Annotated in this window: 18 protein-coding genes; 13 read left to right on the forward strand and 5 right to left on the reverse strand. The window is 64.3% G+C overall.

The window, feature by feature from the left end; genetic code table 11:
• Window position 1 precedes the first annotated feature (1 nt).
• The 3 genes from AC0L20_RS14815 to tpiA form a co-directional block, all read right to left on the reverse strand.
• Window positions 2-1,633 carry a CTP synthase gene (locus tag AC0L20_RS14815; RefSeq protein ID WP_007590604.1) on the reverse strand — a complete coding sequence of 544 codons (1,632 nt, stop codon included), beginning with the start codon at window positions 1,631-1,633 and terminating at the stop codon, window positions 2-4.
• 166 nt (window positions 1,634-1,799) lie between these two features.
• A complete protein-coding gene (gene secG / locus AC0L20_RS14820; protein ID WP_007590603.1) occupies window positions 1,800-2,186 on the reverse strand; it encodes a preprotein translocase subunit SecG in 387 nt (128 codons plus the stop codon).
• A 141-nt stretch (window positions 2,187-2,327) separates the two neighbouring features.
• A complete protein-coding gene (gene tpiA / locus AC0L20_RS14825) occupies window positions 2,328-3,083 on the reverse strand; it encodes a triose-phosphate isomerase (protein ID WP_473289184.1) in 756 nt (251 codons plus the stop codon).
• Window positions 3,084-3,306: 223 nt separating this feature from the next.
• On the opposite strand from tpiA, the gene AC0L20_RS14830 reads away from it, so the two are divergent.
• Genes AC0L20_RS14830 through moaC form a run of 4 tightly spaced genes read left to right on the forward strand, consistent with a single transcriptional unit; the run spans window position 3,307 to window position 7,571 of the window.
• A complete protein-coding gene (locus AC0L20_RS14830; RefSeq protein ID WP_473289186.1) occupies window positions 3,307-5,205 on the forward strand; it encodes a SurA N-terminal domain-containing protein in 1,899 nt (632 codons plus the stop codon).
• Between the two features lie 14 nt (window positions 5,206-5,219).
• A complete protein-coding gene (gene trpD / locus AC0L20_RS14835; RefSeq protein WP_473289188.1) occupies window positions 5,220-6,233 on the forward strand; it encodes an anthranilate phosphoribosyltransferase in 1,014 nt (337 codons plus the stop codon).
• Between the two features lie 7 nt (window positions 6,234-6,240).
• On the forward strand, window positions 6,241-7,059 hold the full coding sequence (gene trpC, locus AC0L20_RS14840; RefSeq protein WP_473289190.1) for an indole-3-glycerol phosphate synthase TrpC: 819 nt from the start codon (window positions 6,241-6,243) through the stop codon (window positions 7,057-7,059).
• Window positions 7,059-7,571 carry a cyclic pyranopterin monophosphate synthase MoaC gene (gene moaC, locus AC0L20_RS14845; protein WP_473289193.1) on the forward strand — a complete coding sequence of 171 codons (513 nt, stop codon included), beginning with the start codon at window positions 7,059-7,061 and terminating at the stop codon, window positions 7,569-7,571. The genes trpC and moaC overlap by 1 nt, the downstream gene beginning before the upstream one ends.
• A 9-nt stretch (window positions 7,572-7,580) precedes the next feature.
• Here moaC and AC0L20_RS14850 read toward each other — a convergent pair whose 3' ends face one another.
• Window positions 7,581-7,682: a Flp family type IVb pilin gene (locus AC0L20_RS14850; RefSeq protein WP_456769624.1), complete on the reverse strand. Its 102-nt coding sequence runs from the start codon at window positions 7,680-7,682 to the stop codon at window positions 7,581-7,583.
• A 154-nt stretch (window positions 7,683-7,836) separates the two neighbouring features.
• On the opposite strand from AC0L20_RS14850, the gene AC0L20_RS14855 reads away from it, so the two are divergent.
• The 3 genes from AC0L20_RS14855 (at window position 7,837) to AC0L20_RS14865 (ending at window position 12,243) form a co-directional block, all read left to right on the forward strand.
• Window positions 7,837-10,569 (forward strand): bifunctional diguanylate cyclase/phosphodiesterase, encoded by a 2,733-nt coding sequence (locus AC0L20_RS14855; protein ID WP_473289196.1) that lies wholly within the window; start codon window positions 7,837-7,839, stop codon window positions 10,567-10,569.
• A gap of 121 nt (window positions 10,570-10,690) precedes the next feature.
• Window positions 10,691-11,305 carry a TetR/AcrR family transcriptional regulator gene (locus AC0L20_RS14860; protein WP_473289198.1) on the forward strand — a complete coding sequence of 205 codons (615 nt, stop codon included), beginning with the start codon at window positions 10,691-10,693 and terminating at the stop codon, window positions 11,303-11,305.
• 83 nt (window positions 11,306-11,388) lie between these two features.
• Window positions 11,389-12,243 (forward strand): DMT family transporter, encoded by an 855-nt coding sequence (locus AC0L20_RS14865; protein WP_473289200.1) that lies wholly within the window; start codon window positions 11,389-11,391, stop codon window positions 12,241-12,243.
• A gap of 188 nt (window positions 12,244-12,431) precedes the next feature.
• On the opposite strand, the gene AC0L20_RS14870 is transcribed toward AC0L20_RS14865, so the two are convergent.
• Entirely contained in the window at window positions 12,432-13,769 is a 1,338-nt protein-coding gene (locus tag AC0L20_RS14870; protein WP_473289202.1) for a S41 family peptidase, read from the reverse strand.
• A gap of 305 nt (window positions 13,770-14,074) precedes the next feature.
• On the opposite strand from AC0L20_RS14870, the gene AC0L20_RS14875 reads away from it, so the two are divergent.
• The 6 genes from AC0L20_RS14875 (at window position 14,075) to AC0L20_RS14900 (ending at window position 19,424) form a co-directional block, all read left to right on the forward strand.
• A complete protein-coding gene (locus tag AC0L20_RS14875; protein ID WP_473289205.1) occupies window positions 14,075-15,208 on the forward strand; it encodes an alpha-hydroxy acid oxidase in 1,134 nt (377 codons plus the stop codon).
• 14 nt (window positions 15,209-15,222) lie between these two features.
• Window positions 15,223-15,849, forward strand: coding sequence for an HAD family hydrolase (locus AC0L20_RS14880; protein WP_473289208.1), 627 nt, complete (start codon window positions 15,223-15,225; stop codon window positions 15,847-15,849).
• A gap of 170 nt (window positions 15,850-16,019) precedes the next feature.
• Entirely contained in the window at window positions 16,020-16,211 is a 192-nt protein-coding gene (locus tag AC0L20_RS14885; protein ID WP_456764159.1) for a hypothetical protein, read from the forward strand.
• A gap of 225 nt (window positions 16,212-16,436) precedes the next feature.
• The gene (locus AC0L20_RS14890; RefSeq protein ID WP_473289211.1) at window positions 16,437-17,648 is read left to right on the forward strand and encodes a molybdopterin molybdotransferase MoeA; all 1,212 of its coding nucleotides are present in this window, start codon (window positions 16,437-16,439) and stop codon (window positions 17,646-17,648) included.
• 175 nt (window positions 17,649-17,823) lie between these two features.
• On the forward strand, window positions 17,824-18,525 hold the full coding sequence (gene lexA / locus AC0L20_RS14895; protein ID WP_027567131.1) for a transcriptional repressor LexA: 702 nt from the start codon (window positions 17,824-17,826) through the stop codon (window positions 18,523-18,525).
• A gap of 464 nt (window positions 18,526-18,989) precedes the next feature.
• On the forward strand, window positions 18,990-19,424 hold the full coding sequence (locus AC0L20_RS14900; RefSeq protein WP_456764157.1) for a hypothetical protein: 435 nt from the start codon (window positions 18,990-18,992) through the stop codon (window positions 19,422-19,424).
• The last annotated feature ends 119 nt before the right edge of the window (window positions 19,425-19,543 follow it).

The following is a 19,543-nucleotide window of genomic DNA, read 5'->3' on the forward strand; positions in this document are numbered from 1 at the left end:
ATTACACTAGTCGGCTCTGCACCATCGCCGCGCGTATGAACGACGCAAACAGGGGATGCGGCTCGAAGGGCCGCGACTTCAGTTCGGGATGGAACTGGACGCCGATGAACCAGGGGTGATCCTCGTACTCGACGATCTCCGGCAGCACGCCGTCGGGCGACAGGCCGGAGAATTTCAGCCCGTGCTGCTCGAGGCGATCCTTGTAGGCGGTGTTGACCTCGTAGCGATGGCGGTGGCGCTCTGAAATCTCGGTCGCGCCGCCATAGACCTCCGAGACGCGGCTGCCGCGATTGAGCGCCGCGGGATAGGCACCCAAGCGCATCGTGCCGCCGAGATCGCCGGCGTTGGTGCGCTTCTCGAGCTCGTTGCCGCGCAGCCATTCCGTCATCAGGCCGACCAGGGGCTCCTTGGTCGGGCCAAACTCGGTGGAGTTGGCCTCCTCGATCCCGACGAGATTCCGAGCGGCCTCGATCACCGCCATCTGCATGCCGAAGCAGATGCCGAAATACGGCACGTCGCGCTCGCGCGCGAACTGCGCCGCGCGGATCTTGCCTTCGGCGCCGCGCTGGCCGAAGCCGCCGGGCACCAGAATGCCGTTGACGTGTTCGAGGAACGGCGCGGGATCTTCCTTCTCGAAGATCTCGCTTTCGATCCAGTCGAGATTGACCTTCACCTTGTTGGCGATGCCGCCATGCGAGAGCGCCTCGATCAGCGACTTATACGCATCCTTCATGCCGGTATACTTACCGACGATGGCGATGGTGACGTTGCCCTCGGGATTGCGGATGCGCTCGTTGATCTGCTGCCAGCTCCGCAGCTCCGGCGGAATCCGCGAGCCGATGCCGAAGGCGGCAAGCACTTCGTCGTCGAGGCCTGCGGCATGGTAAGCCTGAGGGACAGCGTAGATGCTGTCGGCGTCGCGCGCCTCGATGACGGCGCTCTCGCGCACGTTACAGAATAGTCCGAGCTTGCGCCGTTCCTCCTTGGGGATTTCGCGATCGGTACGGCAGAGCAGGATGTCCGGCTGGATGCCGATCGAGCGCAGCTCCTTGACGGAGTGCTGCGTCGGCTTTGTCTTCAGCTCACCGGCGCTCGGGATGTACGGCAGCAGCGTCAGATGAATGTAGATGGCGTGATCGCGCGGCAATTCGTTCTTGAGCTGGCGGATCGCCTCGAAGAACGGCAGGCCCTCGATGTCGCCGACGGTGCCGCCGATCTCGACCAGCACGAAGTCGTAATCGTCGTTGCCGTCGAGGACGAAGTCCTTGATGGCATTGGTGACATGCGGAACCACCTGGATGGTGGCGCCGAGATAATCGCCGCGCCGCTCCTTGGAGATGATGTCCTGGTAGATGCGCCCGGTCGTGATATTGTCGGCCTTGGTCGCAGGCCGCCCGGTGAAGCGCTCATAGTGACCGAGATCGAGGTCGGTCTCCGCGCCGTCATCGGTCACGAACACTTCGCCGTGCTGATACGGCGACATCGTTCCGGGATCGAGGTTGAGATAGGGATCGAGCTTACGGAGGCGGACCTTGTAGCCCCGGGCTTGCAACAGGGCACCAAGTGCCGCTGAAGCCAGACCCTTGCCGAGCGAAGAAACCACGCCGCCGGTGATGAATATGTACCGCGCCATGGGGCTTAACCTCTAATCCCTCGAATTCGATTCGCCAAAGCGATTCGTATTCCGCCCCAAACATTTTGCGGGGCTGTGGGTGAGCCAGAACTAAGAGTGGTGACAGAGCCTTGATGGGGATTGTTGATGCAGGACGGTAGAAGCCGCCCTGCATGGCCCCCCTGCTTTATTGCGAACGAGGTACCTGCGGGCCGCTCGGTGCCGGAGCCTGCTGCTGCTCGTCGGCCTTCTTCAGCGAATCCAGGATGCCGCCCGAGGTCGGTGGCGCGATCGGTCCGCCACCGGCCGGCTGGGTCTGCGACGCCGGTGCGCCGATGATTGACGACGGCTTGCGGTCGTAGCCGGCATACCAAGACAGGAACAGGCTGGTGAGGAAGAAGCCGACGGCCAGGATCGCGGTGGTCCGCGTCAGAAGGTTCGCGGTGCCGCGGCTCGACATGAAACCTGCGCCACCTCCCATGCCCAGGCCGCCGCCTTCCGACTTCTGGAGCAGGACGGCGCCGATCATGACGGTAACGATCATGAGGTGAATGACGATGACAACGGTCTGCATAGTGTCCTTCCGTCACAAGCCGACAGCGCCGAGACGGCGGCCAATCGTGCTTCGCGGGGTTTTCCTGAAGTTGCGCGGTGTTACACGATCAGACGGGTCATTGCCACCCCCGATCGGCCGGGTCCTAAGGTTTGAAGTTAGCTAGGGACAGCCCTGCGCAATCGCAAGGAAATCGGCCGCCTTCAGGCTGGCCCCGCCGACCAGCGCGCCATTGACGTTCTTCACGGCCATCAGCTCGGCCGCGTTCGAGGGCTTGACCGAGCCGCCATAGAGGATGCGCATCCCGGCCCCGTCGGCCTTGAACCTGGAGGTCAGGAATTCCCGGATAAAGCCATGAATCTGCTCGACATCCCCAGACGTCGGGGTCAAGCCGGTGCCGATCGCCCAGACCGGCTCATAGGCCACGACCAGATTGGCGGCGGTCGAGCCATCCGGCAGCGAGCCGTTGAGCTGGCCGCGCAGAATATCCAGGGTCTGGCCCGCATCGCGCTGCGCTTGCGTCTCGCCGATGCAGACGATCGCCGTCACCCTGGCGCGCCAGGCGGCCTCGGCCTTCTGCCGGATCAGAGCATCGCCCTCGCCATGGTCGGCGCGGCGCTCGGAATGGCCGACGATGATCGCGGTCGCACCCGAATCCGCCAGCATTTCGGCGGCGATATCGCCAGTATGGGCGCCGGAGGCCTTGGGGTGGCAATCCTGGGCCCCCACCGCGACCGTCTTGCCGCGCGCCTTCTCGGCAAAGGCTGCGATCAAGGTCGCTGGCGGGCAAACCAGCAAATCGGCTTTGCCGGCCACCTCTGCCGCACCATTGAGCATGGCGTCGAATTCGGCAGTCGAGGCCTTCAGGCCGTTCATTTTCCAGTTGCCGGCGATCAGGGGGTGGATGGCATCGGTCATGTCAAATTCCAGCAAAATTTGGTTTGCGCATGCGCTAGCAGAGGTCCCGTGGCAGTTCCAGAGACCAGGGGCTTTTAACCGCAGGGACCGAAAGCCCGCTAGACCCGAGGTTGCGGGGGGAAAGCCACCACTTTATGATGATTGATCAATTTGGTGACGCGCTTTTGCGGAATCTGCATTAAGACGCGCTCCCGTTCCCCTCCTGCCAAACAAGTTGGACCAAATGCTTCGAGGAATGCGCAAGGCCTCATCAAACTGGCTCGGCAAGACCATTATGGCCGTTGTGATGGGCGTGCTGATCATCAGCTTCGGCGTTTGGGGCATTGCCGACATCTTCAAGGGCTTCGGGCAATCCACCGTGGCCAAGATCGGCGGCACCGAGATTTCGTTGAACGAGTTCCGTCAGATTTATACCGACCGCCTCCAGCAGATCAGTCGCCAGTTCGGCCGGCCGCTGTCACCTGAGCAAGCGCGCGCCTTCGGTCTCGACCGTCAGGTGCTGCAGCAGACGATCGCGGAAGCCGCCCTCGACGAGGAGGCGCGCCGGCTCGGGCTCGGCCAGTCCGACGACCAGATCCGCCAGCTCATCATGAACGACCCGAACTTCAAGGGCGTCGGCGGCAACTTCGATCCGAACCGCTTCCAGTCCGTGATCCGCAACTTCGGCTATACCGAGCAGCGCTACGTCTCGGAGCAGCGCAAGGTCTCGCTGCGTCGGCAGATCACCGGCACGATCGGTGCCGGCCTCGAGCCGCCGAAGGCGATGCTCGACGTGCTGACGCGCTTCCAGAACGAGCAGCGTGCCATTGAATTCGTCAGGCTCGACGCAGCCCAGGCAGGCACCATCGACGCGCCATCGCCGGAGGCGCTCGCCGCCTATTTCGAGGATCACAAGGTCCAGTTCCGCGCGCCCGAATATCGCAAGATCGCATTTGTCGTGGTCTCGCCGGAGGAGATCGGCAAGTGGAGCGAGGTGTCGGACGAGGATGCCAAGAAGGCGTTCGACCAGCGCAAGGATCGGCTCGGCACGCCGGAGAAGCGCCAGATCCAGCAGATCGTATTTCCCAATGCCGCCGAGGCGCAGACCGCACGCGAGCGGCTCACCAGCGGGACCTCGTTCGAGGACCTCGGCAAAGAGCGCGGACTGAGCGCGTCCGACGTCGATCTCGGGCTCGTGACCAAATCCTCGCTCGATCCAGCAGTTGGAGACGCCGTCTTCGCGCTTCCCGCCGGTGAAATCAGCCAGCCGATCCAGGGCCGTCTCGGCACGTCGATCGTCAAGGTCGACAAGATCGAGCCGGGCACTGAGGCGAACTACGCGAGCGTTGCCGCCGACATCAAGCGCGAGATCGCCACCGAGCGTGCGCGCGTCAAGGTCGCCGATCTCCGCGACAAAATGGAAGACGAGCGCGGCGGCGGTGCCAGCGTGATCGATGCGGCGCAGAAGCTCGGCCTCACCGCCGTGACCATCGACGCCGTCGACCGTTCCGGCCGCGCCCCGAGCGGCCAGCCGGTCTCCGGCATTCCGCAGGGCCTCGACGTGGTGTCGCAGGCCTTCAACACCGATGTGGGCGTCGACAACGACTCGATCTCTTTCAAGGGCGGCTATGTCTGGTACGACGTGCTTGCCATCACGCCCTCGCGCGACCGCAACCTCGACGAGGTCCGCGACCAGGTCGAGGCGCGCTGGCGCCAGGACCAGATCGCGACCAAGCTGAAGGCCAAGGCGACCGAGGTGGTGCAGAAGCTCGAATCTGGCGGCAAGCTCGCCGACGAAGCAGCCGCGATCGGCGCCAAGGTCGAGACCGCCACCGGCTTCAAGCGCGACGACTCGCCCGCCAGCGTGCCCGCAGCCGTCGTGTCGGCCGCCTTCCGTGTCGCCAAGGACGGCGTCGGGCAGACGGCAGTGACCGGCGGCACCGAGGTGATCGTGTTCCGCGTTACCGAGATCGTCGATCCCACGGTCGATGCCGCTTCCGAGGCGGTCAAAAAGCTGAAGGACAGTCTCGACCGCGCGCAGACCGAGGAGCAGGTCGCTTCCTACGTCAACAAGCTCGAAACCGACATCGGGACCACCATTAATCAGGCCGCCTTCGCGCAGGTGACCGGCGCGAACCAGTGAGTTGAAAGCACGCGATGGACGACCTGAAATCGATCATTGGAAAAGTGGCGACCGGCGCCAGCCTGTCGCGTGACGAAGCGGCTTCCGCCTTCGACGCCGTGATGTCCGGCGAGGCCACGCCCTCGCAAATGGGCGGCCTCCTAATGGCGCTGCGGGTGCGCGGCGAGACCGTGGACGAGATCACCGGCGCGGTCGCGGCAATGCGCTCCAAGATGCTCACGGTCGATGCGCCCGCGGACGCCGTCGACATTGTCGGCACCGGCGGCGACGGCTCCGGCTCGGTCAATGTCTCGACCTGCGCCTCCTTCATCGTTTCGGGCGCCGGTCTGCCGGTGGCCAAGCACGGCAACCGCGCACTGTCGTCGCGCTCCGGCGCCGCCGACGTGCTGGCTTCGCTCGGGGTGAAGATCGATCTGAGGCCGGAGCAGGTCGGCCGCTGCATACGCGAATGCGGCATCGGCTTCATGTTCGCCCCCGCCCATCATCCCGCCATGAAGAACGTCGGCCCGACCCGGGTGGAGCTTGCGACACGCACGATCTTCAACCTGCTCGGCCCCTTGTCCAATCCGGCGGGCGTGAAGCGGCAGATGGTCGGCGTGTTCTCCCGGCAATGGGTGCAGCCGCTGGCGCAAGTGCTCAAGAACCTCGGCTCTGAATCCGCCTGGGTCGTGCACGGTTCCGATGGCCTCGACGAAATCACCCTCACCGGCCCGACCTTCGTCTCCGCGCTCCACAACGGCGAGATCCGGAATTTCGAGGTGACGCCGGAGGACGCGGGCCTGCCGCGCTGCGAGGCCGGTGCACTCAAAGGCGGCGAGGCCGACGCCAACGCTATCGCCTTGCAGAGCGTGCTCGACGGCAAGCCGAGCCCCTACCGTGACGTCGCGCTGATCAACGCCGCTGCCGCATTGGTCGTGGCGGGGCGAGCCAAGGACCTCAAGGAAGGCGTCGTGATCGGCGCAAAATCAATCGACAGCGGCGCGGCGAGCGCGCGGCTGAAACATTTGATCGCGGTCTCGAACGGCTGAGCCTGACATGTCGGACATCTTGACCAAGATCGAAGCCTACAAGCGCGAGGAAATCGCGGCGGCTAAACGCGCGCAGCCGCTGTCGGCTGTGGAAGCGAAGGCCAAGGCGCAAGCAGCACCCCGCGGCTTCCTGCGCGCCATCAAGGCCAAGCACACCAATGGCGACTACGCGCTGATCGCGGAGGTCAAGAAGGCCTCGCCGTCAAAGGGCCTGATCCGCGCCGATTTCGATCCGCCGCTGCTCGCGAGGGCCTATGAAGCCGGCGGCGCTGCCTGCCTGTCGGTGCTGACGGACACGCCCTCGTTCCAGGGCCATCTCGACTTCATGGTGGCGGCACGCGCGGCAACGTCACTGCCGGTGCTGCGCAAGGATTTCATGTTCGACACTTATCAGGTGGCGGAGGCCCGCGCGCACGGCGCCGACTGCATCCTGATCATCATGGCCGCGCTCGATGATGCCACGGCAAAAGAGCTCGAGGACGCCGCCATCACCCATGGCATGGACGTGCTGATCGAGATCCACGACCGCGCCGAGCTTGATCGCGCACTGAAGCTGCGTTCGCCGATGATCGGCGTCAACAATCGCAATCTGCGCACCTTCGAAACCACACTTGCGACCAGCGAAACATTGGCGCCGCTGATCCCCCGCGATCGGCTGATGGTCGGCGAGAGCGGCATCTTCACGCCCGCCGATCTCGCCCGGCTCGAGCGCGTCGGCATGTCGACCTTCCTGGTCGGCGAGAGCCTGATGCGGCAAGCCGACGTAACCGCTGCGACCCGTACGCTGCTGGCGCGCGAGACCGCGCGCGCCACAGGCACGAACTGATGGCGCGCAAGCCCGCAAAGGCCAAACCGACCAAGACCGGCCCTGCCCTCACCCACATCGGCGCCTCCGGCGAGGCGCGGATGGTTGACGTGTCGGACAAACCCGCGAGCGAGCGGCTCGCGGTCGCGGAAGGACGCGTCGTCATGACCAGGGCGACGCTTGACCTGATCGTGTCCGGCAACGCCAAGAAGGGCGACGTGCTCGGCACCGCCCGCATCGCCGGCATCATGGCCGCCAAGCGGACCGCGGAGCTGATCCCGCTCTGCCATCCGCTCGCGCTGTCGAAGGTGACGGTCGAGATCGAGCCCGACGCGAAGCTGCCGGGCTGCCTCGTCCGCGCCAGCGTGAAGGTCACGGGCCCGACCGGCGTCGAGATGGAAGCGCTCACTGCCGTCTCGGTCGCCTGTCTCACCATCTACGACATGATCAAGGCCGTGGAACGCGGCGTGCGCATCGAAGGCATCCACCTGGTCGAGAAGCTCGGCGGCAAGTCCGGCCATTACCGCGTCTGATTGCCGCTGCTACTTCAACGACGCGCTGATCGACCCGAATTTTGAATTGAGCTTGCTGCCCAGGCCGTTCACCACGGCGATGATCGCGAGCGCGATGCCGGCGGCGATCAGGCCGTATTCGCCCGCATATTGATTGCTTTTGTGAGCGTCCGTTCACGGCGCATTAACCCAGCTTGCTAACTTCGCCTCCACTCCGTTCCCGTAAACCGACGGATGTTTCCGGGGCCAAGAATTGACCCTGACGTGTGCACGACAACGATCGATCATGATGACGGGATTCGGCAGTCGCCTTTTTGACCAGGCCTTCGTGCGCAGCGGACCGATCCGCTGGCTGGTGGTGGGCGGCACGCTGCTGATCGCTGCGATCGCCGTCGGCGCGACGCTGATGGCACAGAATTTCCGCGAACGTGCGCTGCGCAGCTCCGGCCGCGAGCTGGAAAACACCGTGCTGATGCTGGCCCATCATTTCGACCAGCAATTGCAGGATTTCGCGGTCATCCAGAAAGATTTCGTCGACTACGTCCGCGCGAGCGGCATCACCAGTGCGGCGGACTATCGCAAACGCCTCTCCGGCCAGGACCTCCACCGGATGCTGCGTTCGAAGATCGAGGCACTGCCCTACATAGGCGGCGTCAATATCATCGATGCCGAAGGCAATCTGATCAATTCGTCGACGGCATGGCCGGCTCCGAACGTGAACGTTGCCGATCGCGCCTATTTCCAGACCTTCCGGTACGATCCCGACGCTCCCGACGTCCTGATCGAACCACTTTACAGTCGCATCTCCGGCGCCTGGACCATCCTGATCGTGCGCAAGATCGTCGGACCGAACGGCGAATTCATGGGTGCGGTCGGACGCGGCATCGAACCGGCAAATTTCGAAAAATTCTTCGAGTCAGCCGTGCTCGGCGAAGGCACGACGATCTCGATGCTGCACCGGGACGGCACGATGCTCGCCCGTTATCCCCATTCCAGTGAATTGATGGGACGGAATTTCAAGAACGGTCCGTTCGCGCATCAAAGGGTTTTCGGGCTCGACCATTTTACCGGCCGCTTCATGAGCCCCGTCGACGGCGAGGATCGGCTGATTTCCTCACACGCCCTGCCTCACTTCCCGATCCTGATGATGGCCACCACGACGCGCGCGACGGCCCTGACGGACTGGCGCGAGCAGATCGGCATCCTGATCTCGGTCGCGGCCTCTTCGGCGCTCGCCATCGCGGGCGTGTTGATCGCGATCGTTCGCAAGCTCCTGGAGCAGCATCGTCTTTCGCGGGAACGGCTGACGCTGGAAAAGCAGCGTCTCGACCGCGCCGTCAACAACATGACCCAGGGCCTGCTGCTGTTCGACGCCTCGCAGCAGCTCGTGGTCTGCAATCAGCGCTACATCGAGATGTACGGGCTGTCGGCCGAAGTCGTGAGACCCGGCTGCAGCTTTCACGATATCATCGCGCACCGCAGAGCCACCGGCTCGTTCACCGGCGATGTGGACCAATATGTCGCCCGGGTCCTGCGCGACATCCATGTGCGCAATTCCATGGTGGTCGAGACCTCCGACGGTCGCTCGATCCAGATCGTCAACGAACCGCTCACGGACGGCGGCTGGGTCGCGACGCATGAGGACATCACGGAGCGCCGGCGTATCGAGGAGCGCATCAGCCATCTCGCTCATTACGACGCGCTGACCGACCTGCCCAACCGTACCCTGTTCCACGAGCATCTGCGTCAGGAGCTCAATCTGGTCGCCGGGGGCGAACAACTCGCGGTGCACTACATCGACATCGACGAGTTCAAGGGCGTCAACGACGCGCTCGGGCATCTCGTCGGCGACGAGCTCCTGAAGTCGGTCGCGCAGAGCCTCCACCGTTGTGCGGGTCCGGCGGACTTCGTGGCGCGCCTCGGCGGCGACGAATTTGCCATCGTCCAGAGCGCGGTGACGTCGCTGGATCAGGTCAATGAACTCGTCGCGCGGGTGTTTGAAGCCATCCGCGCGCCGTTCGACTGCATGGGACATCATCTTGCCACCGACGCCAGCATCGGCATCGCGCTGGCGCCGCAACATGGAACGGCGCTGGACCAGATCCTGAAGAACGCGGATATGGCGATGTACGCCGCCAAAGCCGCAGGGCGCCGCACCTACCGCTTTTTCGAGCCGGAGATGGACGCCAAGATCCACGAGCGGCGGCAGCTCGAGATCGACCTGCGCCACGCCATCGCCCAAGGCGGGCGCGAAGGCGGCCTCGAAGTTTATTACCAGCCCTGCCTCAGCCTGAAGGACGACCGCATCACCGGCTGCGAAGCGCTGGTGCGCTGGCGCCATCCCGAGCGCGGCATGGTCTCGCCGGCCGAGTTCATCCCGATCGCCGAGGACACCGGCCTGATCAACGAGATCGGCGAATGGGTGCTGGCGACCGCCTGCCGGGACGCGGCGAACTGGCCCGACGACATCCGCCTCGCCGTCAACGTCTCGCCGGTGCAATTCAAGAGCGGCACGCTGGCGCTGAAGATCATGGCGGCGCTTGCCGCCTCCAATTTGCCGGCGAGCCGGCTCGAGCTCGAAATCACCGAGGCGGTGCTGATCCGCGACGACGACACGGCGCTTGCGATCCTGCATCAACTCCGCGCCATCGGCGTCCGCATCGCGCTCGACGATTTCGGCACCGGCTACTCCTCGCTGAGCTATCTGCACCGCTTCCCGTTCGACAAGATCAAGATCGACCGCTGCTTCGTCAACGACATCGCCGGCCCCGACGGCTCCGCCAGCATCGTGCAGGCGGTCGTCAATCTCGCGGCCGCCCGCCGCATGACCACTACGGCCGAGGGTGTCGAGACCGAGGAGCAGCAGCGTCTGCTGCGCGCACTCGGCTGCTCCGAGATGCAGGGCTATCTATTCAGTGCGGCGAAGCCGGCCGAAAAGGTGCTGGAGCTGTTCGCAGCTCATCGCAGCCGTCTCGCCCAGCGCGGCGCCGACGAAGGCCGCCGCCGCGAGGCGGGCTAGAGCCTGGTCTCACACAGGCGCAATTGTCGGTTCGGGAGGCCAAGCAGAAACGTCGGCGGACGGCCAAACGGCGGTGGCGGGCCCCCTAGGAATTAAAGACCATTCGGTCTATATATCGGCAATGCGCCGCCAAACCCCTGTGCAATTACCCCGTGGCCGTCCCCGAAGTTTCGACGCGGAAGCTGCGGTCGAGCAGGCGATGGGCGTGTTCTGGTCGCACGGTTATCACGCCACGGCGCTACCCGACCTTCTCCGGGCGACGAAGCTCTCGCGTGGCAGCCTTTATGCCGCTTTCGGAGACAAGCACTCGCTGTTCTTGCGTGCGCTTGATCGCTACGTCGCCGATGCCCTGACACGGATGGATGTCGAACTCGACCCCCGCCGAGAGCCGATCGACGGCTTGCGGGCCTATCTTGCCGGTTACGTCGACCGAACGAGCGGCGCCAATGGCCGGCGCGGATGCCTGCTGGTGGCCACGGCCATGGAGCTGGCTGGCCGTGACGCTGAAGTTGATCGCCGCATCGGGAGCTTTTTCAAAGCCATGGAAGCCAGGGTGGCTGATGCGCTGTCCCGAGCGAAGGCGGCGGGCAAGCTGGCCGATGCTGTCGAGCCTTCAACTGCCGCGAAAATTCTCGTCTGTTTCGTCGAGGGGCTGCGCGTCGTCGGCAAAACGGCACCGGCGCGGATCACGTCGCAAGCCACCGTTGACGCTCTCCTCGACCGCTTCATCAGGTAGACAACCCGTTTCATCAGGTTTCGGCCGCATCCGCCGTTGGCGCGCCAATATATAGACCAAACGGTCTTGAAAGGAAGAATGCCATGTCTGCCATCCAGATCGTCTGTGCGGTGGCCGTCCCCTTGCTCTGGGGTTACCAGTTCGTCGCCATCAAAGTGGGGGTGACGGAGTTTCCGCCCCTCTTCTTCCTCGCGCTACGCTTTTTGGCCATCGCGCTGCTGCTCGTTCCGTTCGTAAAAAAGCCCGCGCGTCAGCAGTTCGGCCCCATCGCAGCTATTTCGATCTTCCTCGGTGGGCTGAACTTCGGCCTCTTCTATGTCGGCCTTGGGCTCGGCTCGGGAACCATGTCGGCCGTCGTCTATCAACTCGCCACGCCCTTCACCGTCCTGCTGGCGTGGCCGCTGCTCGCGGAGAGGCCGTCTCTCACCACTTCCGCTGGGGTGGTGCTTGCATTCGTCGGCGTGGTCGTGTTGGCGGCGGAGCCCGGCCCGTCCGCAAACGCGCTTCCACTGCTGCTCGTGGTCGGGGCAGCCTTCGCATTCGCGGTGTCCAATGTCCTGACGAAACGCTACGGCCCTTTTGACCCCCTGATGTTGATGGGATGGTCCTCGCTGCTCACGGTGCCGCAGGTCATGTTGATGTCGCTGCTCCTTGAACATGGACAACTCGCGAGCCTCGTCACGGCAGATGGACGTGGTTGGCTGGCACTCGCCTATACGATTTTTATCGGGGGAATTGTCGGGTTTGGCCTGTGGTTCTGGCTGATCGGGCGTTGCTCCATGGGCCGCGTCGCGCCCTTCGGTTTGCTGCTTCCGGTGTTCGCCTTGATGTCGAGCGTGATGTTCCTTGGCGAACACATGACTTCAAAGTTGATGATCGGCGGGCTGCTCGCGATCTCCGGCGTCGCCATGACACAGTTAAGACCGAGACACAGTTAAGACCGAGCGCTCGGTCAAACTGAACCTTGAAGTCGCATCGCTGCGACTTCGCGCCCGGCGCTGGGCCGAGCGCGATGGCTGCTACGAGGCCACCTTTGCGGCCACGAACCCGAGGTGAGACCGCGTCCCCAAACGAATTCGCCCGGGAGCGGTCATCCGCTCCCGGGCGATGCCTGGAAGTCGCAAGGCTAGTTCGGCACCGCAGCCTTCGGCGCCGGCTTGGCGGCGACCGCATTCGCGGTCTGGCCGTGCAGGAAGTCGTAGGCCGTATGCAGCGCCTTGTCGTCTTTGGCTTCCGGCGGAACATAGGACTGCGATCCGGTCTGCTCGGTGCCATCGGCCGCCTGGAGATGGCCGCGCATCTGGGACTCCGCCATGGTGTCCATCCGGCCCTTCAGCTCGGGCGGCACGTCCTGGAGGATTTCGATGTCGGGCGCGATGCCCTGGGCCTGGATCGAGCGGCCCGAGGGCGTGTAGTAGCGCGCCGTGGTCAGCGCCAGCGCGCCGTTGCCGGTGCCGAGCGGAATGATGGTCTGCACCGAGCCCTTGCCGAACGAGCGCGTGCCGATCAGCGTGGCGCGCTTGTGGTCATGCAGCGCGCCGGCCACAATCTCCGAGGCCGAGGCCGAGCCGCCATTGACGAGAACCACCAGCGGCTTGCCCTTGGTGAGGTCGCCACCATGCGCGGTGAAGCGCTGGGTCTCTTCCGGATTGCGGCCGCGGGTCGAGACGACCTCGCCACGCTGCAGGAACGCGCTCGACACCGACACGGCCTGGTCGAGCAATCCGCCCGGATTGTTGCGCAGGTCCATAACGTAGCCGACCAGCTTCTCCGGCGGAACGTCCTTGGAGATCGATGCGATCGCCTTCTTCAGGCCATCGGTGGTCTGCTCGTTGAACGAGGTGACGCGGATATAGCCGATATCGCCGTTCTCGACGTGGAAGCGCACGGGGCGCACATGGATGATCTCGCGCTTGATCGCGACGTCGAGCGGGGCGTCGGCCCCCTTGCGCACGATCGTGAGCTTGGTCTGGGTCTCGACCGGCCCCTTCATCTTGTTGACGGCCTGCTCGAGCGTCATGCCCTGCACGGCATCGCCGTCGATCTTGCTGATCAGGTCGCCCGACATGATGCCTGCCTTGGAGGCCGGCGTGTCGTCGATCGGCGAGACGACCTTGACCAGGCCGTCCTCCATCGTGACCTCGATGCCGAGCCCGCCGAACTCGCCGGAGGTGGTCTCCTGCATCTCGGTCCAGGCCTTGTCGTTCATGTAGCGCGAGTGCGGATCGAGCGAGGTCACCATGCCGGTGATCGCACCTTCGATCAGCTTGGCATTGTCAGGCTTCTCGACGTAGCTCGCCTTCACCCGCTCGAACACTTCGCCGAACAAATTGAGCTTGGAATAGGCGTCATCCGCGCTCGCTGCCGCCCGTGCCGCCCACACGCCGCCGTGCGGACTGGCTACCAGAAGGGTCAGACACGCTCCGGTGAGCGCGCCCAGTGGAAACAGCAGGGTTTTCCGCATGGATAGGCTGGCCTTTTTGCTTCGCGGTTCGGTGGGGCTGGAGAGCCGCCATGCAAATGGCGATCCAGCCTGCTTCTCACAATACCATTCTGGTTTCTTCAAGGCCGGGATGCCACGCTGGCGGGTACAGCGTAAAAATCCTTCGTCCGGAACTAAACTTTCGGCAACGTTGCAGGACCCGGTTCGTGCGCAGCGGGGGTCGGCCGGCCGGCCCACGCCTCGCAGCCATGCCATTTTAGGATGGTTTTGGCGCCATAGACGGGTTAGGCGATGAGGGAAGGCTTCAAATTCTCGGGAGGATAACAATGAACGAAGCACCCCGCATCCAACCGGACAGGAATGTCGAGCTCGGCGCCAGCACCGAGCCGTTCCAGAATCTGCATGAATTCATCCGGAAAGCGCGTTCCAACCTCAACCAGAATGCCTGGGATTATATCGTCGGCGCGGCCGAGACCGAGACCACGATGCGTCGCAACCGCATGGCGCTGGACGAGATCGCCTTCCGCCCGCGCGTGCTGCGCGATGTCCGCAAGGTCACAGGTTCGGTCGAACAGTTCGGCCGCAAGATGCGCCTGCCCGTGGTGCTCGCCCCCGTCGGCGCGCTCGAGATCTTCGACCCGGATGGTGCGGCGAGCGTGGCACGCGCCTGCGGCACTTTCGGTGCGGCGCACATGCTCAGTTCGGTGTCCGAGCCCGGTCTAGAAAAGACCGCCGAAGCTGCGCCGGACGCGTTGCGCCTCTACCAGCTCTACGTGCGCGGCGACGACGCCTTCGTCACCGACGTCGTCAGCCGGGCTGAGAAGCACGCCTATGCCGCCTTCTGCCTGACCGTCGATACCGCTCATTACAGCCGTCGCGAACGTGACATCGCCAAGCGCTACGTTCGCGAGAGCCGCCTGCGCGCCACCGGCGGCGATTACCAGAAGGGTCTGGAGTGGCGGACGGTGAAGATGATCAAGGACAAGTTCAAGATCCCGCTGATCCTCAAGGGCATCGCGACGCCAGAGGATGCGCTGATCGCGATCGATCACGGCGTCGAATGGATCTACGTCTCCAACCATGGCGGCCGTCAGCTCGATCACGGTCGCGGCGCCATGCACGTGCTGCCCGAGATCGTTGACGCCGTGAACGGCCGCGCCAAGATCATGGTCGATGGCGGCATGTGTCGCGGCACCGACATCGTCAAGGCGATCGCGGCGGGCGCCGACCTCGTCGGCATCGGCCGGCTGCAATGCTGGGCGCTGGCGGCGGCCGGCGAAGCCGGCGTGGCCCGCATGCTGGAGCTGCTCGAGGACGAAGTGCTGCGCTGCCTCGGCCTCTTGGGTGCGACCTCGTTCGCCGAGGTCAACAAATCCTGCCTGCACCAGGCGACCGCAACCAACGCGCCGAGTGTGTTCAGCGCGTTTCCGCTGTTCGACCACGAGCCGTATCGATACTGAGTGAAAGGACGCAGGTGACATCGCTCTCTCCCGACAGCGCGGATGCGCTTCTGTTCGATCTCGGCCGCGTGGTGCTCGATATCGATTTCTCCAAGGCGATCGCCTGTTGGGCGGGACATGCCGGCTGCAAGCCTGAAGCCATCGTCGCGCGCTATGTGCGGGACAGCGAAGCTTATCGGCTGCACGAGATGGGGAAGATCAGCGATGAGGATTATTTCGCCTCATTGCGAGCCTCGCTCGGAATCGGCATTTCGGACGCGCAGTTCCTGGAAGGCTGGAACGCGATCTTCGCCGGCGAAATGCCTGACATCGCCGAGCTGCTGCCGCGCGCAGCGAAGCAGATGCCGCTCTACGCTTTCTCCAACACCAATCGGCCGCACGTGGACCATTTCTCGAGGGAATATGCCGGCGTCCTCGGCCATTTCCGCGAGCTGTATTTGTCGTCCAGCATCGGCTTGCGCAAACCGGATGCGGATGCCTTCGACCACGTCGTTGCGGCGATCGGCGTGCCCGCCGGGCGCATCGTGTTCTTCGACGATCTTGCCGAAAACATCGAGGGAGCGCGGGCGCGCGGCTTGACGGCGGTGCATGTGACCTCGCCGCGTGACGTCGGGAACGCATTGAAGGCATTGGGCATCTGACGACGAGGCGTCGTCGCGAAACCCTTGGCGCCACGGCCCAACGGGAACAATTTTGGAAAAAACTGAGGAACCCAATCACTTTGTGCATTTTTATACAGAGTTCCCGGAACGGAATACCACCTTCCGGACTCTTAGAGTCCGTTGGGACTTCTACGGACGGATGCATCATCGTGCTGGGCAAGACCTACCTCACCAAGCAGGCCTCTCTTCTTCTTGAATTCGCGAGGACAACTTCAGATTCGGAGCTTTCCGCCAAGCTCGTGAGCAAGGCGGCCGACCTGAAATCCCAGGCCGATCCGCTGCCCGACAAGGATCAGGGACCCAAGGCGCCCGACGTAACTCCCGGGCAGCCAGGGAGCTGATCGATCCAGGCCCGGGGCGCTCGTCGTTCTCGCCCTTCCATGACCACTCTCCTGCCGATCTGTCGGGTTCTTCGGATCATGCCACGACGCGCGCGATCCTGCCTTCGGAACAATGTGAAGCGGCGGGATGACTGCGCGCGCTCAGCCGTTTTTGCCTCTGCGCCCGCGCTCGGCTAGAAGATTTGCGGAACATTCGCCCGAACGTGCCGAGCAGGAGTTTTCGCCGTGGCCTTGATGCCGGTTTCTGACGCGCTTGCCGCGGTGCTGGCGGGTGCAGAGCCGCTGCCGGAAGAAATGATCTCCCTCGACGAGGCCTACCATCGCGTGCTCGCGCGTGACGTCGCGGCGCGGCGCACGCAGCCGCCGCAGGCGATGTCGGCGATGGACGGCTACGCGGTGCGCGCGGCTGATGCCGCGACGATCGATTCGGAGCTCACCGTCATCGGCGAAGTCGCGGCAGGCCGACCGTTCGCGGGGACGGTCGGCGCCGGCGAGGCCGTGCGGATCTTCACCGGCGGCGTCGTTCCCGGTGGCGCGGACGCCGTCGTGATCCAGGAGGACACGGTCGCTGCCGGCAAGCGCATCACGATCAAGGAAGCCGCGATCGCCGGTCGGCACATCCGCCCCGCAGGCGTCGATTTCCGCGAGGGCGACGTGCTCCTGCGCAAGGGAAATCGTCTCACCGAGCGCGACCTCGCGCTCGCCGCCGGGATGAACCATCCGCACCTTGGCGTTTTCAGACGTCCGAAAGTCGCGATTCTCGCCACCGGCGACGAGCTGGTGATGCCGGGCACCACGCCCGGCCACGGCCAGATCGTCTACTCCAACGGCTACGCCCTGCACGCGCTCGCCCGCAGCGAGGGCGCCGAGACCATCGACCTCGGGATTGCCGCCGACACGCTGGACGCCACCACCGCCGGCATCCGCCGCGCCCGCGAGAGCGGCGCCGACATCCTGATCACGACCGGCGGCGCATCGGTTGGCGACCACGATCTGGTCCAGCAGGCGCTGCGGGACGAAGGCATTGCGATGGCGTTCTGGAAGATCGCGATGCGGCCAGGCAAGCCGATGATGCACGGGCGGCTCGGCGCAATGGAGGTGATCGGCCTGCCGGGCAATCCCGTGTCGTCCTACGTGTGCGCGTTCCTGTTCATGGTGCCGCTGATTCGCGCCCTGTCGGGCCGTTCGGTGATTCACCATCGCAGTGAACGCGCCGTGCTCGGCCGCGACGTCGGCGCCAACGACCAGCGCGAGGACTATCTGCGCGCGCATCTGGAGGAGCGTGACGATGGCACGCGCGTCGTTCTTCCCGTCAACCATCAGGACTCTTCGCTGCTTGCGAATCTCGCTGCAGCACAGGTACTTCTCGTGCGCGCACCGTTCGCGCCGAAGGCCGAAGCCGGCACGGCTTGCGAAGTGTTGCGGCTCCCCGTCTGAGCGTCCGGCAATGCGCGTTCCGCGAACTTTGCTCTGTTCACGGTAAATTAAGCAGTTGCGGAACATGTATCGAACATATAGTGTCCGTTCATGATTTGTTTCGAGTATGTAGCGGCTTATTGCCGAACTCTGCGTCTCGGAATCGGACGACATCAACCGGGGGACTTTGGTCGAGATGTTAACGCGCAAACAATACGAGCTTCTGCGGTTCATCAGTGAACGTCTGAAGGAAAGCGGCGTGCCGCCCTCCTTCGACGAGATGAAGGATGCGCTCGATCTGCGCTCGAAGTCGGGCATCCATCGCCTGATCACGGCGCTCGAGGAGCGTGGCTTCATCCGACGCCTGCCCAACCGCGCCCGTGCGATTGAAGTCATCAAGCTGCCGGAGCTCCAGGCAGCCGCCGGCAGCCGCCGCGGCTTCACGCCGAGCGTCATCGAGGGCAATCTCGGCAAGGTGCGTGCGAGCTCCAGCCTGCCCGCGGACGACGGCGAACGTCCCGTCGCGGTACCGGTGATGGGCCGCATCGCGGCCGGCACGCCGATCGAGGCGTTGCAGACCCGCAGCCATACTATCAGCGTACCGCCTGACATGCTCGGCTCGGGCGAGCATTACGCGCTCGAAGTGCGCGGTGATTCCATGGTCGAGGCCGGCATCCTTGACGGCGACATGGCGCTGATTCAGCGCAACGAGAGCGCCGATACCGGCGACATCGTGGTGGCGCTGATCGACGACGAGGAAGCGACGCTGAAGCGCTTCCGCCGCCGCGGCGCCTCGATCGCGCTCGAGCCCGCCAACGCGGCTTATGAGGTCCGCATCCTGCCGCCCAACCGGGTGAAGATTCAGGGCAAGCTGATCGGGCTTTACCGGAAGTACTGATACCGGGCGTCCTTGATACCGGGAGTACTTCATGCCGGAGGTGCTTGGCGCCTCGCGCGCTTCCGATCGGCATCGCCGGTCAGAAATTGGAACGGATCATCGTCCGCTCCGGCTGGGTAGTCTTTCTGGTTCTGCACAGACTATCCGGCCCCTCCTTCGGCGCTGGCTCCTCGCGACGCCCACGAAGCGGCACTGGTTCGCGGCGCAAGTGTTCGAGGAAACAGCGGCCGGCGACCAAGCTCGACCGTTGCAGTCAAGCCGGCGATATTCCCGCACGCGCCTCCCGAATGCATCGCAACTCGCTTTGTTCCTATTGAATTCGGGAAAGATAATGTGATCGCGGCTCGCGGAAAGCAGCCGCAGATTTGCCCACAACCAAGCAGAGCGTTCATGCTTCAACTCTGATAGAGGCCTGCGCCTCGATTAAGAGACGCGGGTTGCTATCCCAGCATGAGGAGCACCCGATGTGTGACTACAGCCTGCATGCCGTCGCGTCGCGCCCCGCCGAAGTCGGCGAGACGATCGTCACGACAAGCTTCCGCGGCACCTCGACGCGCGGCTTCGCCTCGGCAGCCGATCCGTCTGTTGCCGTCTGCCTGCTGCCGGGAACGGAGCTCGCCTTCGCCGACGACGTTCGCTACGACAATCGCTGGATCTGGACGCGCACCATCAATTCCCGCGTGGGCAAGTTCGGCAAGATCGACCCGCACGTTCCCGACCGCCATCATGACGCGATCGAATTCCCGGACGGCAAATACGTGCTGGTGACGCAGCTCGTCGAAGGTCAGCGCGCGACCGTGTTGCAGCTGCCGGTAACTCAGTCGGTCGCCGAGCGAGAGCACAAGGCGCAGATTATCGCCGACCGGCAGCCGACCGTCAGGCACCTGCCGATCGGCTGACACAGCCTCCCCCGGCTACGAGGTCGGGGGGTTAGGATTGAATTGCCATCGCCGGCCGTGGCCGGCGAGATGGTATGGCTCGCGTCCGCGAAATCCAATCGGATGGACCAAGCCCGCAC

Source organism: Bradyrhizobium sp. Kon58, assembly GCF_055807455.1.